Source organism: Paludibaculum fermentans (assembly GCF_015277775.1).
Lineage (GTDB): Bacteria > Acidobacteriota > Terriglobia > Bryobacterales > Bryobacteraceae > Paludibaculum > Paludibaculum fermentans.
The window spans coordinates 4,206,051-4,229,359 of the sequence record NZ_CP063849.1; the positions used below are offsets into that span (position 1 = coordinate 4,206,051).

Consider the following 23,309-nt stretch of genomic DNA (forward strand, 5'->3'; position numbering starts at 1 on the left):
GACGTGAGCATCCAGAAGATGCCGGAACTGACACCGATTGCTTGGGCTGCCAAGCGGAGACAGGCCGTCCTCGGGCTTGTCAAGGTGGGGTGGTGAGACGCTTACAAATCTCATGTCCACGCGTGCGCATGACTTCACAGTAGGGCAGGCTGAGGACGCCTTCACGATGTGGTTTGCGTAGCGCTCACTGGAAGGCTGACCCCTTTCCGCCTATACCGCGGATAGATCAGACTTACTCGGGCAACGCCTTTTCGGGCGCGTCAATTTCGATCTCCTTTGAAATACTGCGAACTTCAACAATCCGGCTATCCTTGAGAACTCCCGCGTTCATCACAAACACCATGTACCGCCCAGGCAACAAATGCGGGATCGCAAAAGTGCCGGTATCGTCAATCTCGATGTTCCGGGCATCTCCCGAATTAATCCCAACAATCCGAATCCAGAATGGCGGATTTGTCAACAGTGCCCTTGCCACGCGGCCTATTAATGATGGCTGTCGATCCGGCTCTGGGGTTTCAATATCAGCCACAACTAAGCTCAATGGAACGAATGACTTACCTGCAGAGAAGTCACCAATATCGGCATACTTCCGAAAACCATTTGCATCCACTGAGACAACATACGCGCCGGGCGGAATCGTGATACGGCTCTCCTTCGGATAGCGAATCCAACGCGGACTCCCCCACCCCCCCATCGGCTTAAGCTGCACCATCGCTTCAGATACCGGATTTCCCCAGCCGTCCGTAACCAGGACGTGAATATTGGCCATCCTGGCACTGTCAGATATCGGACCCTGTCCTGATGCCGCTATTGACGTCAGCACGAACAGCGTGAAAACGTGATTCATAGATAAAATCATTTCTAGAATTGATTCAAAAGCACTTGGTTTTCAGCAATGGCGAAAATTCCGAGATAGACTTATTTATTTTCCCCTCGATATCAGAATCCGTTAAGCCAGTTACATTGTGCACCAACTCATGCATGACAGTCGCCATGTCTTCGTAGTACCCGCCTCCCCACCATTTCTGGTTTAGATAGACCCGATTGCCATTGAGCTCTGCGAGAGCTTTGGTGTTAGAATTTTTTCCAATGTAGTCGCTAACAGTGGTAGAGCCCCATTGTGCAGACGCTTGAGACGCCAACGCGGTGTTCGAGTAGAGGCTGGCATACAAAACAGTACTTCCTGGCGCTTCAATGAAGATGACCTTGCTGGCGGCGTCGGCAATAGCGGCGCCGTTCGTGCCCAGGGACGCCAACAACTCCTCACAATCCTTGCTCCATTGCTTCTTCTTTGCGATGTCATCTGCTCCTCGTCGGGCTACCTTGAAAGCCTGCTCAAATGTGATCTTGCCTCCACCGCTACCTCCTCCTCCACCGCTCAATTCACGTGGGCCACCCCCGCCACCCCCTTCGCCGTCATCAAAGAACGAATAGGTATCAAACTGACTGCAGGCAAGGGTATTGCTTGTGCCGTACCAGGCACATGCACTCCAATGATACGTGATCATCCATTTCTGGAGGCCGCCCGGATCATTGAAGTTCACCGGGTCACCCTCCACATACGCATACCGGTTCCAACTCCCCGGATCCTCCGGCCCCCCGCTAGCCCGATACGGATCCGCTGTAGTAAACCGCCCCCAAGCCGACGCGTAATACCGATTCTGAGCATAGTCCAACCCGGTATAAACATCCCGTTTATAGGTCGTGAACGTCTCGTCCTGATCCACCGACACCGACCCCGAAACCTCCCCGTACGGATAAACCCGGCCATGCGTCCCATCCGGACTCCCCAACCGGTCCGGCTTCACCCCCGTCCACCCATTCAGCACCAGCCGTCCACCGAAATACACTCGCAGCTTCGCATCGCACAGGAACGACACACCGCTCACCGAACAGCCTGTGTAGGTCCCCAGCACCTCGCCCCCCTGCCCGTAAACCGTATAAGTCCACGTACCACCTTGATATTTCTTCACGCGCAGATTTCCTGGACCATACTTGTACGTCTCCGAGACGCTTGGCGTGGTTATCTGCGTCATCTTATTGTCGATGTCATACGACGCGGTGACTGGACCTAAGGGTGTCGACCAGTCAGTCATGTTCCCATTCGCGTCGTATCCGAACCCTGAGCCGTTCAACCTGTTCGTCGCCGTGTTCACAGTCTGCACCGTCGAAGGAGCCGTCCCCTTCGTCACATTCTGCTGCAGCCTGTTTCCGAATCCGTCATACGCAAACGACAGCCCCCACTCCGGACCCGTCGTGTACGCCGTCGCCAGCCGGCCTAGCGAATCGTATGAGTAGTTCTCTTCCTCGGTGGTTTGCCAGTTCTTCTTCTGCGTCAGCCGCCCATCATTGGCGGTGACCGAATAGCGATACTCCAGATCGCTAATCCCGTACGCCTGCCTCGTCAACTGATTTCGGCCGTTGTATTGAAAGGTCTCCGGTGACCCCGGACCGCTCCCGGTGGGCAGATCAGTGGCTGAGTCCAGCCCAACCGAACTCAATCGATTGAGCGAAACCAGCTGCCCGGCTGCGTTATACATCGCGGAAGTCACCAGGGGAGTCCCGGGCCCGCTGCCCGACGTGATCCCCTGCAGTTGCCCCATCGCGTCGTACCCATAGTTCAGGGTCAATCGCTGCGTGAAGATGTCATAGGTGGTGGGGGTATTCAGTCGCCCATAGATCGGGTACACCATCTGGGTCACCTTGCCCTCGTTGTCATACGAGTAGTTGACCTCCGGAGTCATATACCCACTGCTGCCGAAGTCCGAAATCTTGCTCGTCAGCAGCCCCGCCGACGTGTAGCTGTAGTGCTCCGTCACCGCGTTCGGAATCGATACGGCAGCCAACCGCCCCCAGATATTCCTGGTGGAAGAACCCGACCCATCGTAGTCATACGTGTTCGTAGTCCGCTGGTTCACGTCTTCCGCCCCAGTCGACACCGGATACCGCTTCACCATCGTCACGCGTCCATACGCGTCATAGACATTCTCGACCTTTTGGTTCTTCGCGTCCACCTTGGTCGCCGGCCGTCCCATCGAGTCATACGTGTAGGTGGTGGTGCCCGTCTCCGGCTTCGTCTCCGTCTGCAGCCGGAATGCCGAGTCATAACCAAACGTCCGCAACTGCGTTGTCGATCCGCGAGTCATCGACACCTGCGTCAGCTTGTCCGCCATGTTGTACGTGTACAACGTGTCCAGATCCGATCCGCCGGCCGGATTCTTCTCCGAAACCTTCGTCAGGTTCCCCATCACGTCCACCGTGTGGATCTTGTAGCGGCCCGCCGGGTCGGTCACCTTCACCGTGTTGCCGACGTAGACATAAGTCGTGTAGCCGGCATTCAGCGGCGGCGTTACCTTCGTCGTTCGGCCCCGGGCATCATACTCATACTGAGTCCAGTAGACCGTTCCACCCGTGACATAAGGCTGCGATACCCGCTTCACCTTGCCCACGGCCGAGCAGGCGCACGGCCCATACTCGGTATCGACAATCGACACGACGGTGCTGCCATTGCCGCGTTCCACCTTCACCGTTCTACCCAATCCATCAACAGTCGTCCGGACCCACTTCCCATTCGTCGTCGCCGTGCTGGTAGCCAGCGTGGTGCCCGATCGGTTCGTGTACGCGTAGTTCGTCACCGCCCCAAGCGCCGACGTGGTGGTCGACGGCCGGGTCATGGAATCGTAAGTAAACGCCGCAGTCGCCGAGTTCGGCCCCGTCGTCGAACTCAGCCCTAGAAAGGTATTGAACTGGCTGCTGCTGGCCAGGTTCGATTCGCTATTCGGGGTCACCACCGAAGGCATCGTGTAGTGGCTGGCCGACGTCACCGAGTAGTCGACGGCGATCCCGCCCACGGTCTGCGATTTCACCACGGTCCCGCCGATGTTATAGCTGAGGCAAACGGGCGCCTTGCCCAGCACCGCAACATAGGTCACGTTGCCTCGCCAGGTCAACGACGTCGAGTACCGTGCATCATGCTCCGTGATATCCGTGACATCCGTCAGGTTCGTGCTGTTCGCCGGGCAGCTCCCCGCCGGCCCCGTATCGTAATCGTACGTCGCCGTCTGCACCGTCGTCGTACCCTCGATGATCTCCGACTTCACCAGCAGGTTGTTGATGCCGACCCATCCCAGCCCATACGAGTAGGTGTTCTTGTACTTTCGCTTGAGTGTGGGACTGGTCAGGCCGTAGTCGAAGAGACGCTGCTCCGTCACGTTGCCCCAGCCATCCCGGTCGATTTCGACTCTGGAGACCTTCGGGACGCCTGAGGAGGCGGGATCCAACGTCGTGGTTGAGCTATTCAGGTAGACATTTCCCTTGATGTCCGTGGTCCAGGTGTCGTCCCGATGCAGCAGAACCGGGTAGGTGAGGGAGGTATCGCGTTGCTCAAAGGCAGTGCTGGCCCCATAGGAAATCGATGTCGCCACATCATCAAGGGTGTAGACGCGCGTGTCCCGCCCATTCGCATCGCTCACGGTCCTCGCCTTGTGCGCGAACAACGGCGTGCCGGTATCCGTTGCGGCAATCCCATACGTCAACTGAGTCCCGTTCGGCTGGCTCGTGAGCTTCCGGCTATTCACCTCGCGGAAGGTCTTCCCGTTCCCAAAGAGGAAGTTTGTGTACGCCCACTCAACCACTCCACCATACGGGAACGTAACCTTGGTCAACTCCCCGGCTTGGTTCGTGCCGTACTCGAACAGGTGGGGTACTCCGAGATTCGTGATGTTCACCCCGGTCAATAGGTCCACCGTGGCGAATTGAGCATTGGGGGTGAAAGGCGACTTCAGCGCTTGGCTCGTGCTGTAGCTGAGCGCATACTCCTCGCCCAAGCCAACATTGTTATTGATCTGCGTGAGGTGCGGCAGTCCCGTGCTGGTGTACACGAAATCGTACGATCTGCCGTAACTGGCGTTCGCCCGGACATCGCTGATCCAACTGATGCGTCCGCTCGAATCCGCCAGATTCGTTCCGATACCGGAGGCATAGCCCGCAATGATGTAGTTTCCGTTTCTGTCGTAGAAGGCGGTCGGATAGATCGTGCCGCTATCCGGTTCGTCCCCTTGCGAGGCGCAGAAGAAATACCAGAACGAGCCATCGGGGAAGATCAACTGGTTGTTCGCCGGGTCGAATCTGATGTAAATGCCCTGAGTCGATCGCCAGATATTGCTCTCGTTGACGTCGAGCCGGTACTCCGCGCCGGTTGAGTCCACATACGTATAGTGATCGATCAGCCAGTAGTCTTTGTAGCTCGGTCGGATGTAGCCAGCCGTGAACATCCATCCGTACCCATAGCCAATATCCCGGCCCATGTTCCATGTGCCGTTGCTGTCGCTGCGCCAGTTCTGGGAATTGTAGTGCAGTGACAATGTCAGCTTGGACCCATCCCGTCGAGTGGGGTTGACCAGGGGCAAAGTAAAATTCAAATTGCCAGAGAACATATCAATGTTTTCGCCGGCTGCGCCCCAGTACGACCCCGTCGCCTTCACTCCGAGGCGGCGGCTCTCGCCCGTGCTGCTGGCTGGTGTGGTGACAGGCACCGTCAAGGCGGTGCTCCAGTTGCCATGCCGATCCATTGCGGAAATGCTGTAGCTGTAGGTTGTCGAAGCTGTCACCGCGGCGTCCGTGAACAGCCCGCCTCTCGTGAAGACCAACGGCGAGGCGTTCCTGGCGATCTGGTAGCGCACGACGCCGGTTCCATTCGCGTCGTCCGGCGCTCCATCCCACTGCATGTCGACACTCGCCGGCATCGGCCACGTTGCCACACTGGAAAGCGTCATCGCGGCCGGCGCGGTCCGGTCCAATGGCCCCAGATCGACTCGCGTGATACTCGCATTGGCGCTGCTGTTCCGAATTCCAACGCCCGCCTTGCCGGTCGTCAGGGACGAAGACACCTGGATCGGATCCGTCGCCAGGACCCCGTCCAGATAAACGTAGAGATACCTCGAATCCGTGATCACCGATTGCATCGCCATGGACATCCTGCAGCCCACGGGCTTTGTAATCAGATTGGTGATCACGCCACCCACCCGCTGGCTGATGACCATCGTGGCCAGATACCCGCCAGTGGTCCATTGCGGATTCTGCAATTCGATCGCGACGTAGGAACCGGCCGCACCGCTCGGAGCGCTCAGCGCATCCGACGATGCCCGCAAGTAATGCACATAGGTCGCGCCAGTAGTGTTGAGATTGAGGTCCGTCCGGATTTCGTAGGAAGCCGTGCCATCGGGTACGGCTACTTTTGAGATCAGGGCGCCGCCGTTAGCATCGGAGGTGTGCAGGCCGATCGTGCCGCCGTCGAGCACTCCGTTCTGCTGCCAATTCGCTGTGCTGATGCTGCTGAATGTATCGGAGAAGTAGTAGGTGTAGGCACCGCAGAGCGGCACCGCGGCCAATGCCAGGAAGAGTAGGCTGCGGCGCATTAGTTCTTGCCTCCCTGGACCTTGAAGCCGGCGAACTCCTCGAAACTGAAGTCCTTTTTGTACTTTCTAAACTCGGCTTCCATCGCCTGGCGGCTGCTCTTCCCGTGCTCAAACACGGCTACGCCTGGCTCCTTCGAAGCGGCAATCGCGTTTATCTTTTCCAGGCTCGCCTTCGTCGGCCGCTGCACAGAGAACTCGACAATCGCGAATTTTTCGTCGTCACTGAGGACATAGTGGTAGTTCACGAAGTCCTCGCTGGCGCGTCCGCTCTCCTGCGCCTTCTGTGGCGAGTCCGTCAGCAATGGTCGCCGTGGATCATCCCATGTACCCGCCCCAGTCATGGGGACGACTGCAATCACTCGTCGGGAGGGGGCTTGCTGCCCGTAAGTCAGAGCAACACACACTGTGATCGCCGCGGCGAACAGGGATCGATAGTGCCAGGTGGAGCGAAGCGACATGGTTGTCAGAATAGAAAGAAAATGAGATCTCCGTCAATTTTTATCTGTTACAAACTGAAAACGAATTACGGAGAATCTGCGCCGGCCACTCCTTCACAAGTGCAGATAATTGCAACATCCACATCTTTAGATGGTATCTTATGGAATTAGTAGAACTACGCAATGCCACTACAATTCCGGAGAGAATTATCCACAGCTGGCACAATGCCGAACCGCCGCGCTTTTTGGTGCGTGTTCTGAATTCGGAACAGAATCGGCTACCCGCTCATTTTGTCGCTTTCCTCGGCATGCTCTGTTTTCTTTGGAGTACCCGCGCTTGTTCTGAATTCGGAACATACTCGCCGTTGAATCGAAGCGTGAAGGGCCAACGGAGTCAGTCCGTTGGTCAATGCACTCCATGCCTCACTTGCATCCCTGAGCCCGTGCGTGGCGGACACTGGCTACCCACCGCGCCGTCGGCGCCTCGATCTCGTTGGATTGCGCAAAACCGCCGGCATCAACCAAACGAAGCCATTAATTAAAATTTATCAATTGTTGCCTGCCACCCACTGAAGACAGTCGACGTGCTGTACAGGGGACGCGGAGCAGTCCCCACCTAAAATGGATGAAATGAACGGCCGATCATGGGCCCCAACTGCAGGAACCCTTCGGCCAAGGTGACCTGCTCTGAGGTCCTGATCGTCACATGCACAGCACACGCAATGCTCCAATCAACCAAAGGGAAAAGCACGCAGCCCAAAGAGTCTTCAAGAGCCCCCAAATCCCGAAAAGCACGCCCAGCGGAAGCCGGGTGCAGAGCCGCGACGAAAAGGAGCGGGGGCACCACCGCTCACCTCCAGCCCATAACAAGAAGCCGCACCCGCACCCACCGTACACCTCCAAAGCAGCAGACCCGGCAGCAAGCGCATCGTCAAAAGAGGGCGTCGATCACGTTCCGAATCACGACCGCTTTGAACGTCAAACAGCCGGCGCAATCCACCCGCGGGCCGCCCCAGCCCGTCCGCCCCCACTTCTCCCCCGTTTTGCTCAACCCCGAATCAGCGGTCACCACACTTCGAACTATTTCTTCGACCGCTAACCCACTAAAAACAAACCATAACGCCCACCCACCCCCGTCCACGCCGAGCTAAAAACTTCCGACTATCCTATACCCTGTCCATCGAGGCAGATGATGAAGCAACTGACAAACTCGAAAGAGACGGCAATCAACGGCGGCCGCACGCGCGGACCGGTGATTCCGCAAAGCGAAACCCGCAAACAACACAACGCAACCAGCAACGGGCGAAATGCCATCCATAACCAGATCGCGACCTACATCCACGACTTACGCCCCGTCAACAACTGGGAGAAACTTCTCGTTCACGAACTCGCCACGATCCAATGGGAAATGGATCGCCACTTGTCCCTCCACACCCCCACTCCCGGCCGCGGGAGAAACCAGGGCGGCTCCATCCACGGCATCACCACCCGCAATCGCTCGACCCGCGCCGCCGGCCCACTCCTGGGGTGGATGCAATCTTTGGAATCCTTCGGGAGCGAACTCACCCACCTGCAGACAGCCCGCCGCAAAGTTCTGAACACCCTCACCGCCCACCACCGCGGCGGCCGGGCCTTCCAGACCACCAATCCGCTCTCCGTGAGGGAACAAAGCCATCAGCCGACCACCACACCACCAACCAGAAACCCGGCCCACCCCGCCAATCCACTCTCCCTGAGCGAACAAAGCCACCAGCCAAACACCCCACCACCGACCAGAAACCCAGCCCACCCGTCCTCCAGCCCGGCACAACCCACCAATCCACCGTCCCTGAGCGAACAAACCCATCAGCCGACTACCCCGGCACCAACCAGAAACCCGGCCCGCCCCACCAATCCACTCTCCCTGAGCGAACAAACCCATCGCAAACCGGCGCCGTCCCCGCCACGCCGCTCCACCTGACGCACCCGCCCTCGACGCCGCAACCCCAGCCGCCCGCCCTCTCGATCTTTGACATCCACACCTCAGCGCTCCGCCCATCCTGCGGCCGCCGTCCGCCCCCCGCAACCGAAACCATCCCCAGGGGGGTGACTTTACACAGGCCGCAGATTACTATTGACACAATGCGCGATTGAGCCAGGCCTGATCGACTGGCCTCCTGTTCGGAGTAGGAGATTTCAATTCGACACCCGGCCCTCATACCCAGACCCGTTCCGTCTGATTCCGGGATATCCTGTGCGCCCGCCACCCGGCGGGGTCAGCCTCGCTCATCGCGCAACGCCAGACCACCAAGGAGGATCGAATGCCCTTTTGCCCCAAGTGCGGCACAAACGTAAATGGTAGCTTCTGCCCAAACTGCGGCACGTCCGTCGCGGCACCCCCGCCTGGACCGCCCCCCGGCGCTCCGCCCCCGGGCCAATATACGCCCCCAGCCGCCGCCGCCCCTGGCCTCACTGAGAATATGGCCTGCGCCTTCTGCTACCTGCTCACCTTCATCACGGGGATCCTCTTCCTCGTGATCGCGCCCTACAACCAGAGCGCCCGCGTCCGCTTCCACGCCTGGCAAGCCATCCTGTTCGGTGCGGCCTGGTTTATCTTCAGCATCGGCCTCAGCGTCCTGTTCGGCATACTGCCCTACATGGGCATGATGTATCTGATGCTGCGGTCCCTGCTCGGCTTGGCCATGTTCGCCTTCTGGCTGTTCTTGATGTACAAGGCCTATCAGGGCGAACACTTCGAGATCCCCGTCATCGGGCCGTTCGCCCGCCAGCAGGCCAAGTACTAACTGCTCTTCAGCGGACCATGCCGCCTCAGAACTTCGGCATGGTCCGCAGGATCCCCATCGTGTTCGCGCCCTTCGCGTAATCGATGGAATGCAGCGGCGCCCAGCCCTTCCCGTCCGGTCCCAACCCCATCGTCCCGATATACCGGACATCTTCCTGCTTCGTGCCCATCAGGATCACCGCATACCCGCGGTCCTTATACTCCAACAGCCGGTACTGCAGCTCGCCGCTCTCCGGCTTGAACCGGTCCGCCGACGGCTGCCCCAGCTTCCGCACGATGCCGAAGTAGTCGTCCTCGCGATTCAGCTCCAGGTACCCCTGGTCCTTCGCCACGAACGTCGGCTTCGCGTCCGGAGTGAACTTCACCAGCGCCCAGATCATCAGCCCCAACGTCACCACCGAGAAGAACGTCACCATGATCATCTTCCCGATGCGCGACTCGTTGCCCATCGCGCCCGTGCCCATGATCGCGCCCAGCCCCGTCGGCTCCGAAGGATCCGCCACCGCCTTCGGTCCCGGCGGACGGCTCATCGGCGCCACCGGCATCGAGTACACCTTGCGCTTCATCGGCCACACCGCGCCCGTCTTGTACTCCAGCTCCTGCGTCAGGCCCACAATCATGACGGGTTTGTCCGTCTCCGAAATCCCCCCGAAATACTGCCGCGGGATGGCAATCTCCAGATCCTCCTGGGTATTCCGGACCATCATCTCGCTCCAGGTGGCTTCCCGCAGCCGCCATTCGTTGTTCTCTACCCCACTAATAGGTGGGTAGAAAGAGAACGGTCGGTCGATTAGTTCGGCGTGTGGCGGCGCCGGGGGCGTGCTCATGGTACCTTCCTAACAGATGATAGCGAGTTAGGGGTTGGCTCGGTTACCCTGCCGGTCACTATCCAAAGCGAATAAAAGGGTGTATCTAAGTAGTGGAAAGGAATCCGGCCATGTCGCTCCGGGATTTAGAAGCTCTCGAATACCATTCATCTTCACCTGCGGGCAAGGTTTCGGTCGTACCCACCAAACCCTGCCGCACGCAACGCGATCTTAGCTTGGCCTATACGCCAGGCGTTGCCGTCCCATGCCTTGAAATTCATAGGGATCCGTCTCTCGTCTATAACTACACCGCCAAGGGCAACCTCGTCGCCGTCGTGTCCAACGGCACCGCGGTCCTCGGCCTCGGCAACATCGGGCCCGCCGCCGGCAAACCGGTCATGGAAGGCAAAGGCGTCCTCTTTAAGAGATTCGCCGACATCGACGTCTTCGACCTGGAACTCGCCACCGAGGACCCCAAAGAGGTCATCCGCACCTGCCAGTTGCTCGAGCCCACCTTCGGCGGCATCAACCTGGAAGACATCAAGGCCCCTGAATGCTTCGAGATCGAGGAGGAACTCCGCCGCACCCTCAAGATCCCCGTCTTTCATGACGACCAGCACGGCACCGCCATCATCTCCGGAGCCGCCCTCGTCAATGCCCTCTCCCTCGTGGGCAAGAAGCTCGAGGACGCCAGAATCGTCTTCTCCGGAGCCGGCGCCAGCGCCATCAGTTGCGCGAATCACTACATCCGCCTCGGCGCCAACCTCGAAAACATCCTCATGTGCGACACCAAGGGCGTCATCCACGACGGCCGCGCCGAGGGGATGAATAAGTACAAGGTCAAGTTCGCCCGCAAGACGGAAAAACGCACCCTCCTCGATGCCATGCACGGCGCCGACGTCTTCATCGGCCTCTCCCAGGCCAACTGCGTCACGCCCGAAATGCTCCTCGCCATGGCCGATCGGCCCGTCGTCTTCGCCTTGTCTAATCCTGACCCAGAGATCAAGTATGAGACGGCCATCGCCACCCGCCAGGACCTCATCCTCGCCACCGGCCGCTCCGACTATCCCAATCAGGTCAACAACGTCCTCGGCTTCCCCTTCATCTTCCGCGGAGCCCTCGACGTCCGCGCCACCGCCATCAACGACGAGATGAAGCTCGCCGCCACCCACGCCCTCGCCGAACTCGCCCGCATGGATGTCCCCGACTCCGTCCGCCGCGCCTACGGCGTCGAAAACATGGAGTTCGGCACCGACTACATCATCCCCAAGCCGTTCGACTCCCGCGTCCTCACCTTCGTCGCGCCCGCCGTCGCCAAGGCCGCCATGGAGACCGGTGTCGCCCAGGTCAACGTCGACCTCGACGAGTACCGCGAGCAGCTCGAACGCCGCCTCGGCAAGAGCCAGGAGATCATGCGCATGGTCATCCACAAGGCTCAGCGTGAACCCCGCCGCGTCGTCTTCCCCGAAGGTACCCAGGACAAGATCCTCCGCGCCGCCCAGGTCCTCATCGACGAAGCTATCGCCCGCCCCGTCCTCATCGGGCCGGAAGACCGCATCTTCGCCCGCGCCGAGGAACTCCGCCTCCGCATCAGGGGCCACGTCGACATCGTCGACCCGGCCACCAGCCCCCGCGCCGAGGCGTACATCACCGAGTACATCCATCTCCGCCAACGCAAGGGCGTCACCCACACCGAGGCGCCCCACCTCATGCTGAACCCCACCCGCTTCAGCGCCATGATGGTTCATCTCGGAGACGCCGATGCCATGATCGGCGGCATCACCCAGAACTACCCGGACACCATCCGCCCCGCCCTCGAGATCATCGCCAAGCGCCCCGGCGTCACCAAGGTCTCCGGCATGTACATGATGATCACCCCCAAGGGGCAGCTCTACTTCATCGCCGATACCACCGTAAACATCGAGCCCTCGGCCGCCGACCTGGCCGAGATCGCCATCGCCGCCGCCGACACCGTGGCCAGCTTCGACATCGATCCGCGCATCGCCATGCTGTCCTTCTCCACCTTCGGCTCCTCCCGCCATCCGCTGGCGCAAAAGGTCGCCGCCGCCGCCGAGATGGTCCGCCAGCGCCGTCCGGAACTAGTGGTCGAGGGGGAACTGATGGCCGACGCCGCCGTCGTGCCCGAGATGCTCGCCGACTACCCGTTCTGCCGCATGCCCAACGCCGCAAACGTCCTCATCGCGCCCAACCTGGAAGCCGGCAACATCGCCTACAAGCTGCTCATGCGGCTGGGAGGTTGCGAAGCGATCGGCCCCATCCTGATGGGCTTCTCCAAGCCGGTGCACGTCCTGCAGCGCGGCTGCGAGGTCAACGACATCGTGCACATGGCCGCCCTCGCGGTCGTCGAGGCCCAGGCGCTCGGCGCCCGCAAACCGGCGCCTTCCGAAGTGCCGGCCTGATCGCCGCCTATTCGAATCCAAGCCGGCCGAGCAGCTCTTCCACCTGCTCGGCCGATACCTCTACCGGAGCGTTCATCTCCACCGGAGTCTCCCGCGTGTCGAACGCCTCGAACAGCGCCATCTTCGCAATCGCATAGCGCTCGTTATCGGCCAGCCCGCGCCCGTGCCCCGCTTCCCACGCCGACACGCTCGCACCCGGCACCCGCACCTGCACCTCGAACCAGGTCTTGCGGTCGCCGCTTACCGTGAACACGTGCTCGCGCCGCCCCGGCAGGTCGCGCAGCCCTTCATAGAAGTACTCATACGCGTAGCCGCTCATCGCCAGGTAGTTCTTCTGCCGCCGGATCGCCGGCACGCCGCGCAAAGGCGCCGGCGCCGAACTCTTCTCGCGCTGCACCAGCCCGCGCAGCCACTTCATTTCTTCCCGCCGCCCTTCACGGGCAACAGCTCGATCTTCCGCACGAACACCTCGGCCGCCTCGCTCTGCACCTGGAGCTTGCCCTGCGTGTGGTCGCCGTCAAAGCCCTCGTTCACCTTCACGCCGTTCAGGTAGTACACCAGGTGCCCGCCCTCGGCGATCACTTCGCTCCGGTTCCACTGCCCCACCGGCTTCTCCACATCCACCGGCCCCCGGTACCCAAACGTGTCCGTCCACTTGATGTCACGCCCATACCAGTTCACACGGCCTGAATCGCGCGTCACCCGCGGCGCGCCCTGCTGCCAGTAGAGCTGCTTGTCTTCCTTCGTAATCGCCTCCACCGTCATCTTCGGCTTGGCCGCACCCTTCACCATCAGCATGTCGCCCGTGCCGCCCTCGATCATCTGGTACTCGATCGACTCCAGCCAGCCGCTGCCCGCCGCTCCGTCCACGCCCGTCCCGTGCAGCAGGATGCCGCTGTCGCGCGCTTTGCCCACGCGCGGCGCCAGGTTCTCCTGGCCCCACTTCCACTCCATCACCAGGTGGTAGTCGCGGTACTCCTTCTCCGTCGTGATGGCGCCCCACTCCGCGCCGCTGATGTGGATCATCCCGTTCGCCACGGTGAAGACCTTCTTCGGATCCTCCCGGTGCGAGTCCTTCAGGAAGGTATAGAAATTCGTCAGATCCTTGCCATTGAACAGCTTGATCTTCTTGGTGGGCTTCACTGCATCGGCTGCGGTGGCCAGGCCGGCCAGCAGCACAAGTAGAAGGGCGGTGCGCATACTTTTATCATGCGTGATGTGACGCCCGGCCTGCAGCGTGGAATCGCGCTTTTCAACGACGGCGCCTTCTTCGAAGCACACGAGGAACTCGAAGCCGTGTGGCTCCACGCCGCCTACATCGACCGCTTCTTCCTGCAGGCCCTCATCCACTGCGCCGTCGCCTGCCATCACGCCTCGCAAAACAACCCGGCCGGCGCGTTCAAACAAATCGACAAAGGCCTCCGCAAGCTCGCCGGCTACCTGCCCGTCTGCCACGGCGTCGATACCCGCCGGCTCTACCTCGACGCCCAGGCGTGGCGCGCCCATTGGCTGGAAGGCTACAATCGGCGTGAAGACATGAGGGCCTGGGCTGCAATCGTCACCGTCTCCATTGCACTCGCGCAGGAGCCGCCGAAGATCAGGGAGATCGCGGCCGCCTGCGGCGACCAGGAGATCCTTGAGTTCGGCCTCGAATGCTCCGCCGACGAGCCGTGCCCCGTGTTCCTGGAACTCTCAGCCGTCGAGGTCGTCGGCGCGAAGGTCTTCCTCACCGGCAATCTCCACACCCCCGCCACCACGCTGGCCTCCCTCCTGCTGGCCAGCGACGACGAGGGCAAGACTTGGACCGAGCCCGCCGCCCGCATCCGCGGCGCCGCCCTCGACCAGATCCAGTTCGCCGACTTCGAGAACGGCTGGGCCGCCGGCACCATCAGCGGCTCCCTGCCCAAGGATCCCTTCTTCCTCAAGACCACCGACGGAGGCAAAACCTGGCGCCGCATCCCTCTCTTCGAGGACACCTTCTACGGCTCCATCGACCAGTTCTGGTTCGACTCCAAGTCGCACGGCATGTTGGTCGTGAACCGCAAAGGCGCGCGCGGCATTCCCTTCCAGAAGATGGAAACCATGACCGGCGGCGACTCCTGGATGACCCGCGAAGTCAGCCCCAAGCCCGTCGCCCCCATCCGGCCCAAAACCGCCGCCAACTCCGACTGGCGCATCCGCACCGACACCGCCTCAAAGACCTTCCGCCTCGAACGCCGCCAGGACAACCGTTGGACCCAGGTCTACTCGTTCCCCGTCCGCGCCGGAGTCTGCAAGCCCGAGCCGCCCAAGCCGCAGGAACCGCCCAAGATCCAGGAGCCGCCGCCTCAGTGAAGCGACCCGATCCCATTGAGCTCGAGTTCTTCCGCCAGCTTCTCGTCTCCATCCCCGAGGAGATGGGTGTCGTGCTGCGCAAGACCGCCTTCTCGGCCAATATCAAGGAACGCCGCGACTACTCCTGCGCCGTCTACGACGCCCAGGCCCGCACCATCGCCATGGGCGACCACATGCCCGTGCACCTGGGCGCCATGCCGCTCAGCGTGGAGCACGTCCTGCGCCAGTTCGACCTCCGGCCCGGCGACGTCGCCGTCGTGAACGATCCCTTCGCCGGCGGCACCCACCTGCCCGACATCACCGCCGTCGCCGGCGTCTTCCCCGATCAGTCCAGGCCCGCCGCGTTCTACGTCGCCGCCCGCGCCCACCATTCCGATGTCGGCGGCATGAGCCCCGGCTCCATGCCTCTGGCGCGCGAGATCTACCAGGAAGGCCTGCGCCTCCCCCCCATCCTGCTGGTGAGGGAAGGCAAGCTGGACGACGGGCTCATGCGCCTGATCCTGGCCAACGTCCGCACGCCGGACGAACGCGAAGGCGACCTGCTCGCCCAGTGGATGGCCATGGAACGCGGCGCGGCCCGGCTCACCGAGGCTGTCGCCCGCTACGGCCTGCCCCGCCTGAACGCCAATGTCACGGCCCTGGCCGATTACGCCCAGCGCCGCATGACCGCCGCCCTGAAGTCGCTGCCGGCGGGCTGCTACCGGTTTGAGGATTCCCTCGACGAGGGCGTCACTATCCGCGCCTCCATCACCATTTCAGACGGGCGAGCCACGGTCGATTTCAGCGGCACGGATCCGCAGGTGGCCGGCCCGGTCAACGCCAACTACGCCGTCACCCTATCCGCCGTCTTCTACGTCTTCCGCTGCCTGCTGGACGGCGACGTACCCGCCAACGCCGGCCTGCTGCGGCCCATCACCGTCGTCGCGCCGGCCGGTTCCGTGGTGAACGCCAACCCTCCGGCGGCCATGGCGGCCGGCAACGTCGAAACCTCCCAGCGCATCACGGATGTCCTGCTGGGCGCCCTGTCCACTGCCGCTCCGCAACTCATCCCCGCCGCTTCGCAGGGCACCATGAACAACCTCAGCTTCGGCGGCGACGGCTTCGCCTGGTACGAGACCATCGCCGGCGGCATGGGCGCGGCTCAGAACTGCGACGGGCAGAGCGCCGTGCACACCCACATGACCAACTCCTGGAACACGCCGATAGAGGCCTTCGAGCACAGCCACCCCGTCCGTGTCCGTGCTTATCACGTCCGCCGCGGCTCCGGCGGCGCGGGCCGTCATCGCGGCGGAGACGGCATCGTCCGCGAAATCGAGTTCCTGGCGCCGGCCGATGTCACCATCCTGGCCGATCGCCGCGTTCGCCCACCCTACGGTCTGGATGGCGGACAACCCGGAGCCCTGGGCCGCACCCTCCTCCGCACAGGAGGGAAATCCCGGGTTCTCGCCGGCAAAATCCGCCTGGACGTCCAACCCGGCGATCTCCTCAGAATCGAAACCCCGGGCGGCGGCGGCTTCGGGCTAGAATAGGAACTTCGTGCCCCAAGAGTCTTACCGTTTCTCCCACAGGCAATCCGTGGGCCTTGTCTTCCTGTGCACTCTGTTTGGAGTGGCCGCCCAGTATTTCATCAAGAGCAGTGGCTCGGGCTTGAGCGTCCTCACCCTCCACGCCCTCATCACCAACTTTCCTCTGTGGGCGGGACTCAGCCTGTACGGCATCAGCACCTGCCTGCTCATCCTGGCCCTGCGGGATGGCGAGTTGTCGCTGCTTTACCCGGTCATCTCGCTCACGTACGTCTGGGTGAGCATCCTCTCGGTGGCCGTCTTCCACGAGAAGATGAACATCTACAAGATCGCCGGCATCGCCACAATCTGCCTGGGCGTTGCCCTGCTCGGGAAGGGGAAGAGCAAATGACGGCCACCCCCCTCTCGTCCATCCTGCTCGTCTTCACCGCCAGCTTCATTGGCAGCTTCGGCGCCGTGTTTCTGAAGTGGGGCGCCGGACGGCTGCATCGCGACCTCAAGTCGCTGATCTACAACTGGCGTCTCGCCGTCGGCATCGCCCTCTACCTGCTTTCGTTCGTCTTCTATTACCTGGGCCTGCGCGTCGGCGAATTGAGCGTGCTCTACCCGATGGTCGCCCTCGGCTACGTCTGGACGGTGGTCTGGTCCCGATTCTTCTTCGGCGAACCCTTCTCACCGCGCAAGATCGGCGGCCTGCTTCTCATCGTCTGCGGCGTGGCCCTGCTCAAGCTGGGCAATTGAGCGTCACCCCCCTTAGCCCAAAGCCCAAATAGTGCGGGCGCCCTGCCCGTCCAGCGAAAATATTCCAGGGCCTCAGGCGAATCCCTATCCTCCCCAAGGACATAATGTTCGATAAGGATTAGGGATCTCCCGGCGAATGATTTCCGCTTTCCAGTTGTGGGGCCGCAAGCGCACACGCGTTATCGTTGTCTCGGGGCTCGGCCTGGCTGTCGCAGTGGCCGCCGCAGGCTTCTTCCTCCAACGCCGGAGCACCGCTCCAGCGCCGGTGGTGTGTATCATCGGCACCGACAACGCCTTTCCCTACCACTACATAGGCCGCTCCGGGAAGGCGGAGGGCATGATCGCCGAGGTCGTGAACGAGGCGGCGCGGCGTGCGGGCATCCGTCTGGACTGGCGGTTGCGGGTAGAGGGACCGACCTTGGCCCTCGGCGACAAAAAGGTACAGGTTTGGCCGCTTCTATCTTACCGGCCGGACTTCTGGCCCGCCTTTCATCTCACCCGGCCCTACCTCCAGAACACCTACGTGCTGCTGACACGGGACCCGGAACTGGCGACTCCAGCCGGAGAGCAGCGGCTGAGGAAGATTGCCCTGGCGAACCTCCCCCTGATCAAATCGCTGGCCGGCAAGGAATTCCCGAACGCTGAGATCGTCGGCACGAAGAACCGGGAAGAGGCGCTCTCCACCCTCTGCCGGGGCCAGGTGGAGGCCACCCTCATGGAATCGCGCGCCGCTCAACGCGCGGCGCTGGTGCGCCCGCCGGATTGCGGCAATGTCGAACTGCATTCCATAGGGCTCGACCTGCCTGCCTCACAGCTTGGGCTGGCGTCCACCAAGGAGAGTGCGGAACTGGCAGACCGGTTGCGGCTGGAAATCGACGGCATGCTCTCCGATGGCACCATGGCCCGTCTCCTGCGCCGCTGGAACTACTACTACAGCGGAGAAGCGGAGACCATGTACCGCGCCCAGGAGGCCTATTCCGCCCGCCGCCTCTCTTTGATGCTGGCCGCCGTACTCGGCCTGCTCTCCATCCTGCTCTACTTCGCCTTGGTGAGGATGCGCCGGGCCAAGCGGGCCGCGCAGGCGGCCAATGCCGCCAAATCGCAGTTCCTGGCGAACATGAGCCATGAGATCCGCACGCCGCTGCACGGCATCCTTGGGTTGTCGCAGATCCTGGCGGACACGCCGCTGCAATCCGAACAGAAGGACCTGCTCGACATGATGCAGAATTCCGGCCAGGTCCTGGTCGGGATTGTCGACGACCTGCTGGATCTGTCGCGCATTGAACGGGGCCGGCTGGTGGTTCAGTCCCGGCCGATGCAGCCGGCCGGCCTCATTCGCGACACCGTGCGCGTGTTTGAGCCGCAAGCGAACGCCAAGCGGGTGCGCCTGGCCGTGGAGGGGCTGGACAGCCTGCCGGCCGTCGCGCTGGGCGATCAGGTGCGAATCCGCCAGGTGCTCAGCAATCTGATCTCAAATGCACTGAAGTTTACTTCCAACGGTGAGGTCCGCGTGAGCGTGACGTCCGATTCCGGCGAGCCCGCTCCGATGGCCAGGATCACGGTGACGGACACCGGCATCGGCATCGCGCCGGAAAAGCAGGCCAGGATCTTCGAGAAGTTCGTCCAGGCCGACAGCAGCATCGGACGCCGGTTTGGCGGCACCGGGCTGGGGCTGGCCATCGCCAAACAACTGGTGGAGGCCATGCGTGGCACCATCGGCCTGTCCAGCGTCGAGGGTAGCGGCGCAAGCTTCTGGTTCACCGTTCCGCTGCCGCCTTCCCTGGCGAAGCTGAATGGGACCACGCCGCCCATGCACGGGCAACTGTGCCTGCCGGCCCCGCACGAGAACCAACCCGCAGCCCGCATCCTGTTGGCCGAGGACAACGCCGTGAACCAGCGCATCGCAAAGCGGCTGATCGAGCGTGCCGGCCATCAGGTGACCATCGTCAATGACGGCGAAAGCGCCATCAGGAGGTGGCGCGAGGCCGAGTTCGACGCGGTCTTCATGGATTGCCAGATGCCCGGCATTGATGGCTACGAGGCGACCGGCGAGATCCGAAGGCTGGAAAAGGGCTTGCGGCGCACGCCGATTATCGCCCTCACCGCCGCCGCCATGGGCGGAGAGCGCGAGCGCTGTCTGAGCGCCGGGATGGACGACTACCTTGCGAAACCCATCGACCTGGCGGAATTCAGCCGGGTCCTGGCATCGTGGGTCGAGCCCCGGACCGCCTTCCGCAACTCCGTTCCGCCGCCAGAATCAGCGGTTCTCAGCGGCACGGGCGACCGAACGCCCGATGAGGATGCCTGAGAACGCACCGAAATAGATGTCGGCCGAGAAGTGCCGCCTCGAGGACACGCGGGAGAGGCTGACCGCCGTCGCCACGCCGTACAGCGTCACAGCCACCCACTTCGGACATTTCCGGTTCTGCGCGATGGCCGTCGCCACCGCAAAGGAACTCAACGTGTGTCCGGACGGAAAGCTCGATCCGCCGCTCCACAGGCTGCCGCGCCCGCCCGGCGCATCGGGCCGCTCGCGCCAGAACACCCACTTCGTCGCATAGGTCACCAGCAGTCCGCTCGCGAGCGCTTCCACGCCGGCCCGGCCCATGGAGGTGGCAGCGGGTTCGTGGCCATAGTGGCCCACCAGGGTGGTCACTCCGGCGCCCACGGCCAAGCCGTAGCCTGACCCGATCCGAGACACCCGGCCGCTCCAGAGAATCTGGTCGGCCGTATTCGGCAAAGAGTCGCTGATGCGCCGGTCCAGCGCTTTCAGGCCCACGGTCCCACCCACCAACGGCACGGCAATGGTCCAGAACTGCCGCTGCGTCATGTGGAAGGGCGAGGTCCAGATGCGTTTCTGATCCGCGGTCACGTCGCGCAGGAAGCGGGTGGCCGGGTTGCCGGGTTGTGGGCTGGGCTGCGCCGCCACGGCAGGCGGAGCCGGTTCCGGCTCAGGATCCGTGGGCGTGTCCAGCGGCGTCTGTGCGAAAGCGGTAAGGCCCGCCAAACCAAGAGAAAGCAGCACGGACCAGTGGCGCATCACCACACCCTTTCGATTCCCACAATTGCTCCGCTGTTACGACGGATGTAAACCGTGACTGATTTCGTACTGTCGCCGCGCATCGCGATGCGAGCCGCCGCGTACGCACTGCCGACCTGATCGAGCCCCGCGGCGGGCGTCATGGCTCCCGTGGCGTTGTCAAAGGAGAACCAGGCTGTGTCGTACTGCCGGGGCTGCACAAAGTTGAACTTCACGGCCAGGTCCTCAAACTTCAGGACGCCGCCATCGACTGAAAACTGCTCCAATGCCAGCACCTTGGTGAAGTAGACCCGCCCGATCCTGTCGCGGCGTTCCGCCAGGGTCTTGGTGATATAGTCCACCACGGACGAGTCGGAATACTGTCCGGTCTCGACGATGGTCCGGATGTCCTCGTCGCTGAAGGCCATCACGCGCTTGGCGGCCCAATAGGCGTCGTCGGGCTGCATCTGCACGAAAGCGGGATTCGGGTAGTTGGAGGCCCACTTCAGGGGATCGAAGACTTTGGATTCCAACCGGCCGATGGCGGGCTGGTGCGGGTAGGCCGCGGTCTCCCACGGCTCAGGCGCAAAGCCCAGTTGCCCCATCTTTTTCAGGGCATTGCGGCCGGTGGGAATGATGAAGGCGTTGCCGTTGCGCGCGTCCTTGGGCATGTCGCTATCGGAGCCCAGGATGGAGCCGAAATCGATCAGGAAGTGGCGTATGCGTTGAGCGCCTTCGGGTCCAGCCAGGACGTCCAGCGAGTTCCGGCCCTTGGCATCGGTGTGGTTCAGCCAGGCGCAGAACACGGCCATGCCGCGCAGGTCGCGCCGGGTCTCATGGGGGACCAGGTCGTTTGGATCGTCGGATCGGATGCCCTCATAGCTGAACGGGCCCACCGGCTTGCCCGGCGTGGCCAGGCTGGCAATGACGCGGCGGCTGCCGTCCGCACGGCGCGCCATCTTGAACTTCAGGCGGTCGATGTCGCGCTGGGTCATCGGCCGGGGTTTACCATTGACGCCGGTGACCTTGGCCTTGGGGCTGATGCTGAGTTCCTCGTCCTTGATGTTGACGATGTAGTTCTCGGGTGTGTTGTAGCCCAGGGCGTAGAAGAAGTGGGCCCCCAGGACGTCGGCGGCGGTGGCCATTTCCGGGTTCGTTCGCGGGTCGGGCTTCACGAAGTACAACCGGCCCTTGGCGTCGGTCATGCGGAAGCCGGGCGTGATGCCGTCGGTTTTGGCGCCGACCACCAGAAACGGAGGCTGCGGCGCGCTGCTGTCGCCCGGACCGCGCTTCAGCGCTTCCAGGCTCAAGCGGTGGCCGAGACTGTGCCGGTTGGTGAACCAATCGCTATCCGGCACCTCGCCCAGCGTGTTGATGGCCTGCGACGGTCCGATCTTCAGTACCGGCTCGCGCAGCGACTGGTAGAAGAAGTCGTAGAGGTCGTTCGGGTCCAGGGTCTCCACGCTCTTGACCGGAACGGGCTTCGGTACGCGCGCAATGGGATCGTCCGGGTAGAAGCGGGGCTTCTGCCCGCTGGCCGGCGCCACGCACGCAGCCGCGGCTAGAACAAGTAGCGGAAGATTTCGCGCGAGAAAGCGTTGTCGAATTTGAACCATATCATCCAACCTTCGCGGCTGAATCCTGTATCCAGCCGCAGCACCACCGTGTCGCGTGTTTTGGCCCGGAAACCGAAGCCGCCCGTGTATCGCAAATTATCCAGGCTGATCTGGCTGGGATGCGAGAAGACCCGGCCGGCATCCACGAACAGCGCCATGTCCAGGCCCGGAGCCACTTCCCAGCGGTACTCCGACGAGAGCAGGATGCTGTTGTTGTCGCGGTACCGGAACAGCTTGTAGCCGCGCAGGTCGTTTGCATCACCCAGGGTCGACTGCAGGTAGAACGGCACCACATTGCCGCGGTCCGTCCAACTGAGCTCCGTCAGGGCCCGCAGTGCGATCACGCGCTTTTCGTTGAAGAACGGGAAGTACTGCTCCGTCCAGCCGTCAAAGCGGCGAAAGCTGTAGCCTCGCCCGTTCTGGTCGTCGTAGTTGAGCAGGCGCGCCACATAGTTGCCGCCGCGATGCGGATTGCCCGGATTGTCCCGGAAATCCACCTGGGCGAAAGGCCCATAGCGGACAAAGTTGGTCTGCTGCTGGATGCCCGGCGCCATGGAGGGCGGGAAGAGCGTGTCGGAGGAGGGGTACTCCTTATTCGTGCCCGGGCCCACATTCACCCGCAGGTAGCCGGCGTACATGCCGACGTCCCAGTTGCGGCGGTCCGGCCGCCAGGAGAGGCGCCCGTCGAACGAGGTGTCTTCTTCCCGGAAGTAGGTACGGTCGCCTTCCTTCGAATTCGGGCCGGAGCCGTAATAAGGATTGCGCGGCGCGTCGGAGTGCCGTGCAAAGAAACTGGCGCGGATGCGCTCGCCCGCCAGGTGCGGCAGGGACAGTTCCGTTGCGCCAGCCCAGTATTTCTTGAGGCTGCCCGCGAGAGAGGCGCGGAAGATCAGGTTTTCGTGCAGTAGGTCGGGGCGGTTGTACAATACGCCCGCGGCGAAGCCCGAGCCCGTCACCAGGCCGCCCATGCGGACACCTAAGCCCACCTTGGGAGCGAGAATTCCGCGCAGCGCCGAGTTGAAGTATTTGTCGAAGAGGGCCTCACCCTTCTCGAGCTGGGGCTTCTTCAGGCTTTCGGCCTTCTTCGCCTGCTCTTGGGCGATCTCCTCCTCCCGCGATTCGGGTGGTGCCGGGGCTACGGCTTGTGCGAACACAATTCGGGCGCCCAGGAGAGTGATGAGTGTTACGTTTCTAATCAAGACGATTACGGTAAGT

At 62.2% G+C, this 23,309-nt stretch carries 17 protein-coding genes; 8 read left to right on the plus strand and 9 right to left on the minus strand.

The genetic code is table 11. The features are described from left to right. Window positions 1–232: 232 nt before the first annotated feature. From IRI77_RS16435 to IRI77_RS16445, 3 genes are read right to left on the minus strand one after another with little or no spacing between them, the layout of a single operon-like run. Window positions 233–847: a hypothetical protein gene (locus IRI77_RS16435; protein ID WP_194453125.1), complete on the minus strand. Its 615-nt coding sequence runs from the start codon at window positions 845–847 to the stop codon at window positions 233–235. Window positions 848–872: 25 nt separating this feature from the next. After that, entirely contained in the window at window positions 873–6,416 is a 5,544-nt protein-coding gene (locus IRI77_RS16440) for an RHS repeat-associated core domain-containing protein (protein ID WP_194453126.1), read from the minus strand. After that, window positions 6,416–6,718 (minus strand): hypothetical protein, encoded by a 303-nt coding sequence (locus tag IRI77_RS16445; protein ID WP_194453127.1) that lies wholly within the window; start codon window positions 6,716–6,718, stop codon window positions 6,416–6,418. The genes IRI77_RS16440 and IRI77_RS16445 overlap by 1 nt, the downstream gene beginning before the upstream one ends. 1,324 nt (window positions 6,719–8,042) lie before the next feature. Here IRI77_RS16445 and IRI77_RS16450 point away from each other — a divergent pair. Together IRI77_RS16450 and IRI77_RS16455 are read left to right on the plus strand one after the other, a co-directional pair. Beyond that, complete coding sequence (locus IRI77_RS16450; protein WP_194453128.1) at window positions 8,043–8,813, plus strand: hypothetical protein; 771 nt, start codon at window positions 8,043–8,045, stop codon at window positions 8,811–8,813. 499 nt (window positions 8,814–9,312) lie between these two features. Then, window positions 9,313–9,636 carry a DUF4870 domain-containing protein gene (locus IRI77_RS16455; RefSeq protein WP_194453129.1) on the plus strand — a complete coding sequence of 108 codons (324 nt, stop codon included), beginning with the start codon at window positions 9,313–9,315 and terminating at the stop codon, window positions 9,634–9,636. A gap of 25 nt (window positions 9,637–9,661) precedes the next feature. On the opposite strand, the gene IRI77_RS16460 is transcribed toward IRI77_RS16455, so the two are convergent. Further along, the gene (locus tag IRI77_RS16460; RefSeq protein WP_194453130.1) at window positions 9,662–10,462 is read right to left on the minus strand and encodes a hypothetical protein; all 801 of its coding nucleotides are present in this window, start codon (window positions 10,460–10,462) and stop codon (window positions 9,662–9,664) included. Between the two features lie 110 nt (window positions 10,463–10,572). On the opposite strand from IRI77_RS16460, the gene IRI77_RS38490 reads away from it, so the two are divergent. Continuing rightward, window positions 10,573–12,861, plus strand: coding sequence for an NADP-dependent malic enzyme (locus tag IRI77_RS38490; protein ID WP_194453131.1), 2,289 nt, complete (start codon window positions 10,573–10,575; stop codon window positions 12,859–12,861). A gap of 7 nt (window positions 12,862–12,868) precedes the next feature. Here the strand turns inward: IRI77_RS38490 and IRI77_RS16470 are convergent, their stop codons facing one another. Further along, window positions 12,869–13,279, minus strand: a complete 411-nt coding sequence (locus tag IRI77_RS16470; RefSeq protein ID WP_194453132.1) for a hypothetical protein — start codon at window positions 13,277–13,279, stop codon at window positions 12,869–12,871. Continuing rightward, window positions 13,276–14,061: a 3-keto-disaccharide hydrolase gene (locus tag IRI77_RS16475; protein ID WP_194453133.1), complete on the minus strand. Its 786-nt coding sequence runs from the start codon at window positions 14,059–14,061 to the stop codon at window positions 13,276–13,278. Before IRI77_RS16475 ends, IRI77_RS16470 begins: the two co-directional genes overlap by 4 nt. Before the next feature lie 9 nt (window positions 14,062–14,070). On the opposite strand from IRI77_RS16475, the gene IRI77_RS38070 reads away from it, so the two are divergent. From IRI77_RS38070 to IRI77_RS16495, 5 genes are all read left to right on the plus strand, one after another. Next, window positions 14,071–15,195 carry a DUF309 domain-containing protein gene (locus IRI77_RS38070; protein WP_228486765.1) on the plus strand — a complete coding sequence of 375 codons (1,125 nt, stop codon included), beginning with the start codon at window positions 14,071–14,073 and terminating at the stop codon, window positions 15,193–15,195. Then, complete coding sequence (locus tag IRI77_RS16480; RefSeq protein WP_228486766.1) at window positions 15,192–16,724, plus strand: hydantoinase B/oxoprolinase family protein; 1,533 nt, start codon at window positions 15,192–15,194, stop codon at window positions 16,722–16,724. Before IRI77_RS38070 ends, IRI77_RS16480 begins: the two co-directional genes overlap by 4 nt. 7 nt (window positions 16,725–16,731) lie before the next feature. Continuing rightward, window positions 16,732–17,109, plus strand: a complete 378-nt coding sequence (locus IRI77_RS16485) for a DMT family transporter (RefSeq protein WP_194453135.1) — start codon at window positions 16,732–16,734, stop codon at window positions 17,107–17,109. Then, the gene (locus tag IRI77_RS16490; RefSeq protein WP_194453136.1) at window positions 17,106–17,459 is read left to right on the plus strand and encodes a DMT family transporter; all 354 of its coding nucleotides are present in this window, start codon (window positions 17,106–17,108) and stop codon (window positions 17,457–17,459) included. The genes IRI77_RS16485 and IRI77_RS16490 overlap by 4 nt, the downstream gene beginning before the upstream one ends. Window positions 17,460–17,595: 136 nt before the next feature. Continuing rightward, complete coding sequence (locus IRI77_RS16495; protein WP_194453137.1) at window positions 17,596–19,767, plus strand: hybrid sensor histidine kinase/response regulator; 2,172 nt, start codon at window positions 17,596–17,598, stop codon at window positions 19,765–19,767. Here the strand turns inward: IRI77_RS16495 and IRI77_RS16500 are convergent. Genes IRI77_RS16500 through IRI77_RS16510 form a run of 3 tightly spaced genes read right to left on the minus strand, consistent with a single transcriptional unit; the run spans window position 19,717 to window position 23,293 of the window. Beyond that, window positions 19,717–20,499: a phosphatase PAP2 family protein gene (locus tag IRI77_RS16500; RefSeq protein WP_194453138.1), complete on the minus strand. Its 783-nt coding sequence runs from the start codon at window positions 20,497–20,499 to the stop codon at window positions 19,717–19,719. The two genes, IRI77_RS16495 and IRI77_RS16500, sit on opposite strands and share 51 nt — an antisense overlap. Beyond that, window positions 20,499–22,094 (minus strand): hypothetical protein, encoded by a 1,596-nt coding sequence (locus IRI77_RS16505; protein WP_194453139.1) that lies wholly within the window; start codon window positions 22,092–22,094, stop codon window positions 20,499–20,501. The genes IRI77_RS16500 and IRI77_RS16505 overlap by 1 nt, the downstream gene beginning before the upstream one ends. Continuing rightward, the gene (locus tag IRI77_RS16510) at window positions 22,040–23,293 is read right to left on the minus strand and encodes a BamA/TamA family outer membrane protein (RefSeq protein ID WP_194453140.1); all 1,254 of its coding nucleotides are present in this window, start codon (window positions 23,291–23,293) and stop codon (window positions 22,040–22,042) included. Before IRI77_RS16510 ends, IRI77_RS16505 begins: the two co-directional genes overlap by 55 nt. Window positions 23,294–23,309 lie beyond the last annotated feature (16 nt).

Excerpts from the sequence above, each read along its gene's own strand:
- IRI77_RS16500 (WP_194453138.1), bottom strand. The coding sequence starts at position 20,499 with ATGCGCCACTGGTCCGTGCTGCTTTCTCTTGGTTTGGCGGGCCTTACC.
- IRI77_RS38070 (WP_228486765.1), top strand. The coding sequence starts at position 14,071 with ATGCGTGATGTGACGCCCGGCCTGCAGCGTGGAATCGCGCTTTTCAAC.
- IRI77_RS16490 (WP_194453136.1), top strand. The coding sequence starts at position 17,106 with ATGACGGCCACCCCCCTCTCGTCCATCCTGCTCGTCTTCACCGCCAGC.
- IRI77_RS16470 (WP_194453132.1), bottom strand. The coding sequence starts at position 13,279 with ATGAAGTGGCTGCGCGGGCTGGTGCAGCGCGAGAAGAGTTCGGCGCCG.
- IRI77_RS16455 (WP_194453129.1), top strand. The coding sequence starts at position 9,313 with ATGGCCTGCGCCTTCTGCTACCTGCTCACCTTCATCACGGGGATCCTC.
- IRI77_RS38490 (WP_194453131.1), top strand. The coding sequence starts at position 10,573 with ATGTCGCTCCGGGATTTAGAAGCTCTCGAATACCATTCATCTTCACCT.
- IRI77_RS16475 (WP_194453133.1), bottom strand. The coding sequence starts at position 14,061 with ATGCGCACCGCCCTTCTACTTGTGCTGCTGGCCGGCCTGGCCACCGCA.
- IRI77_RS16440 (WP_194453126.1), bottom strand. The coding sequence starts at position 6,416 with ATGCGCCGCAGCCTACTCTTCCTGGCATTGGCCGCGGTGCCGCTCTGC.
- IRI77_RS16450 (WP_194453128.1), top strand. The coding sequence starts at position 8,043 with ATGATGAAGCAACTGACAAACTCGAAAGAGACGGCAATCAACGGCGGC.
- IRI77_RS16460 (WP_194453130.1), bottom strand. The coding sequence starts at position 10,462 with ATGAGCACGCCCCCGGCGCCGCCACACGCCGAACTAATCGACCGACCG.
- IRI77_RS16505 (WP_194453139.1), bottom strand. The coding sequence starts at position 22,094 with ATGGTTCAAATTCGACAACGCTTTCTCGCGCGAAATCTTCCGCTACTT.
- IRI77_RS16495 (WP_194453137.1), top strand. The coding sequence starts at position 17,596 with ATGATTTCCGCTTTCCAGTTGTGGGGCCGCAAGCGCACACGCGTTATC.
- IRI77_RS16435 (WP_194453125.1), bottom strand. The coding sequence starts at position 847 with ATGAATCACGTTTTCACGCTGTTCGTGCTGACGTCAATAGCGGCATCA.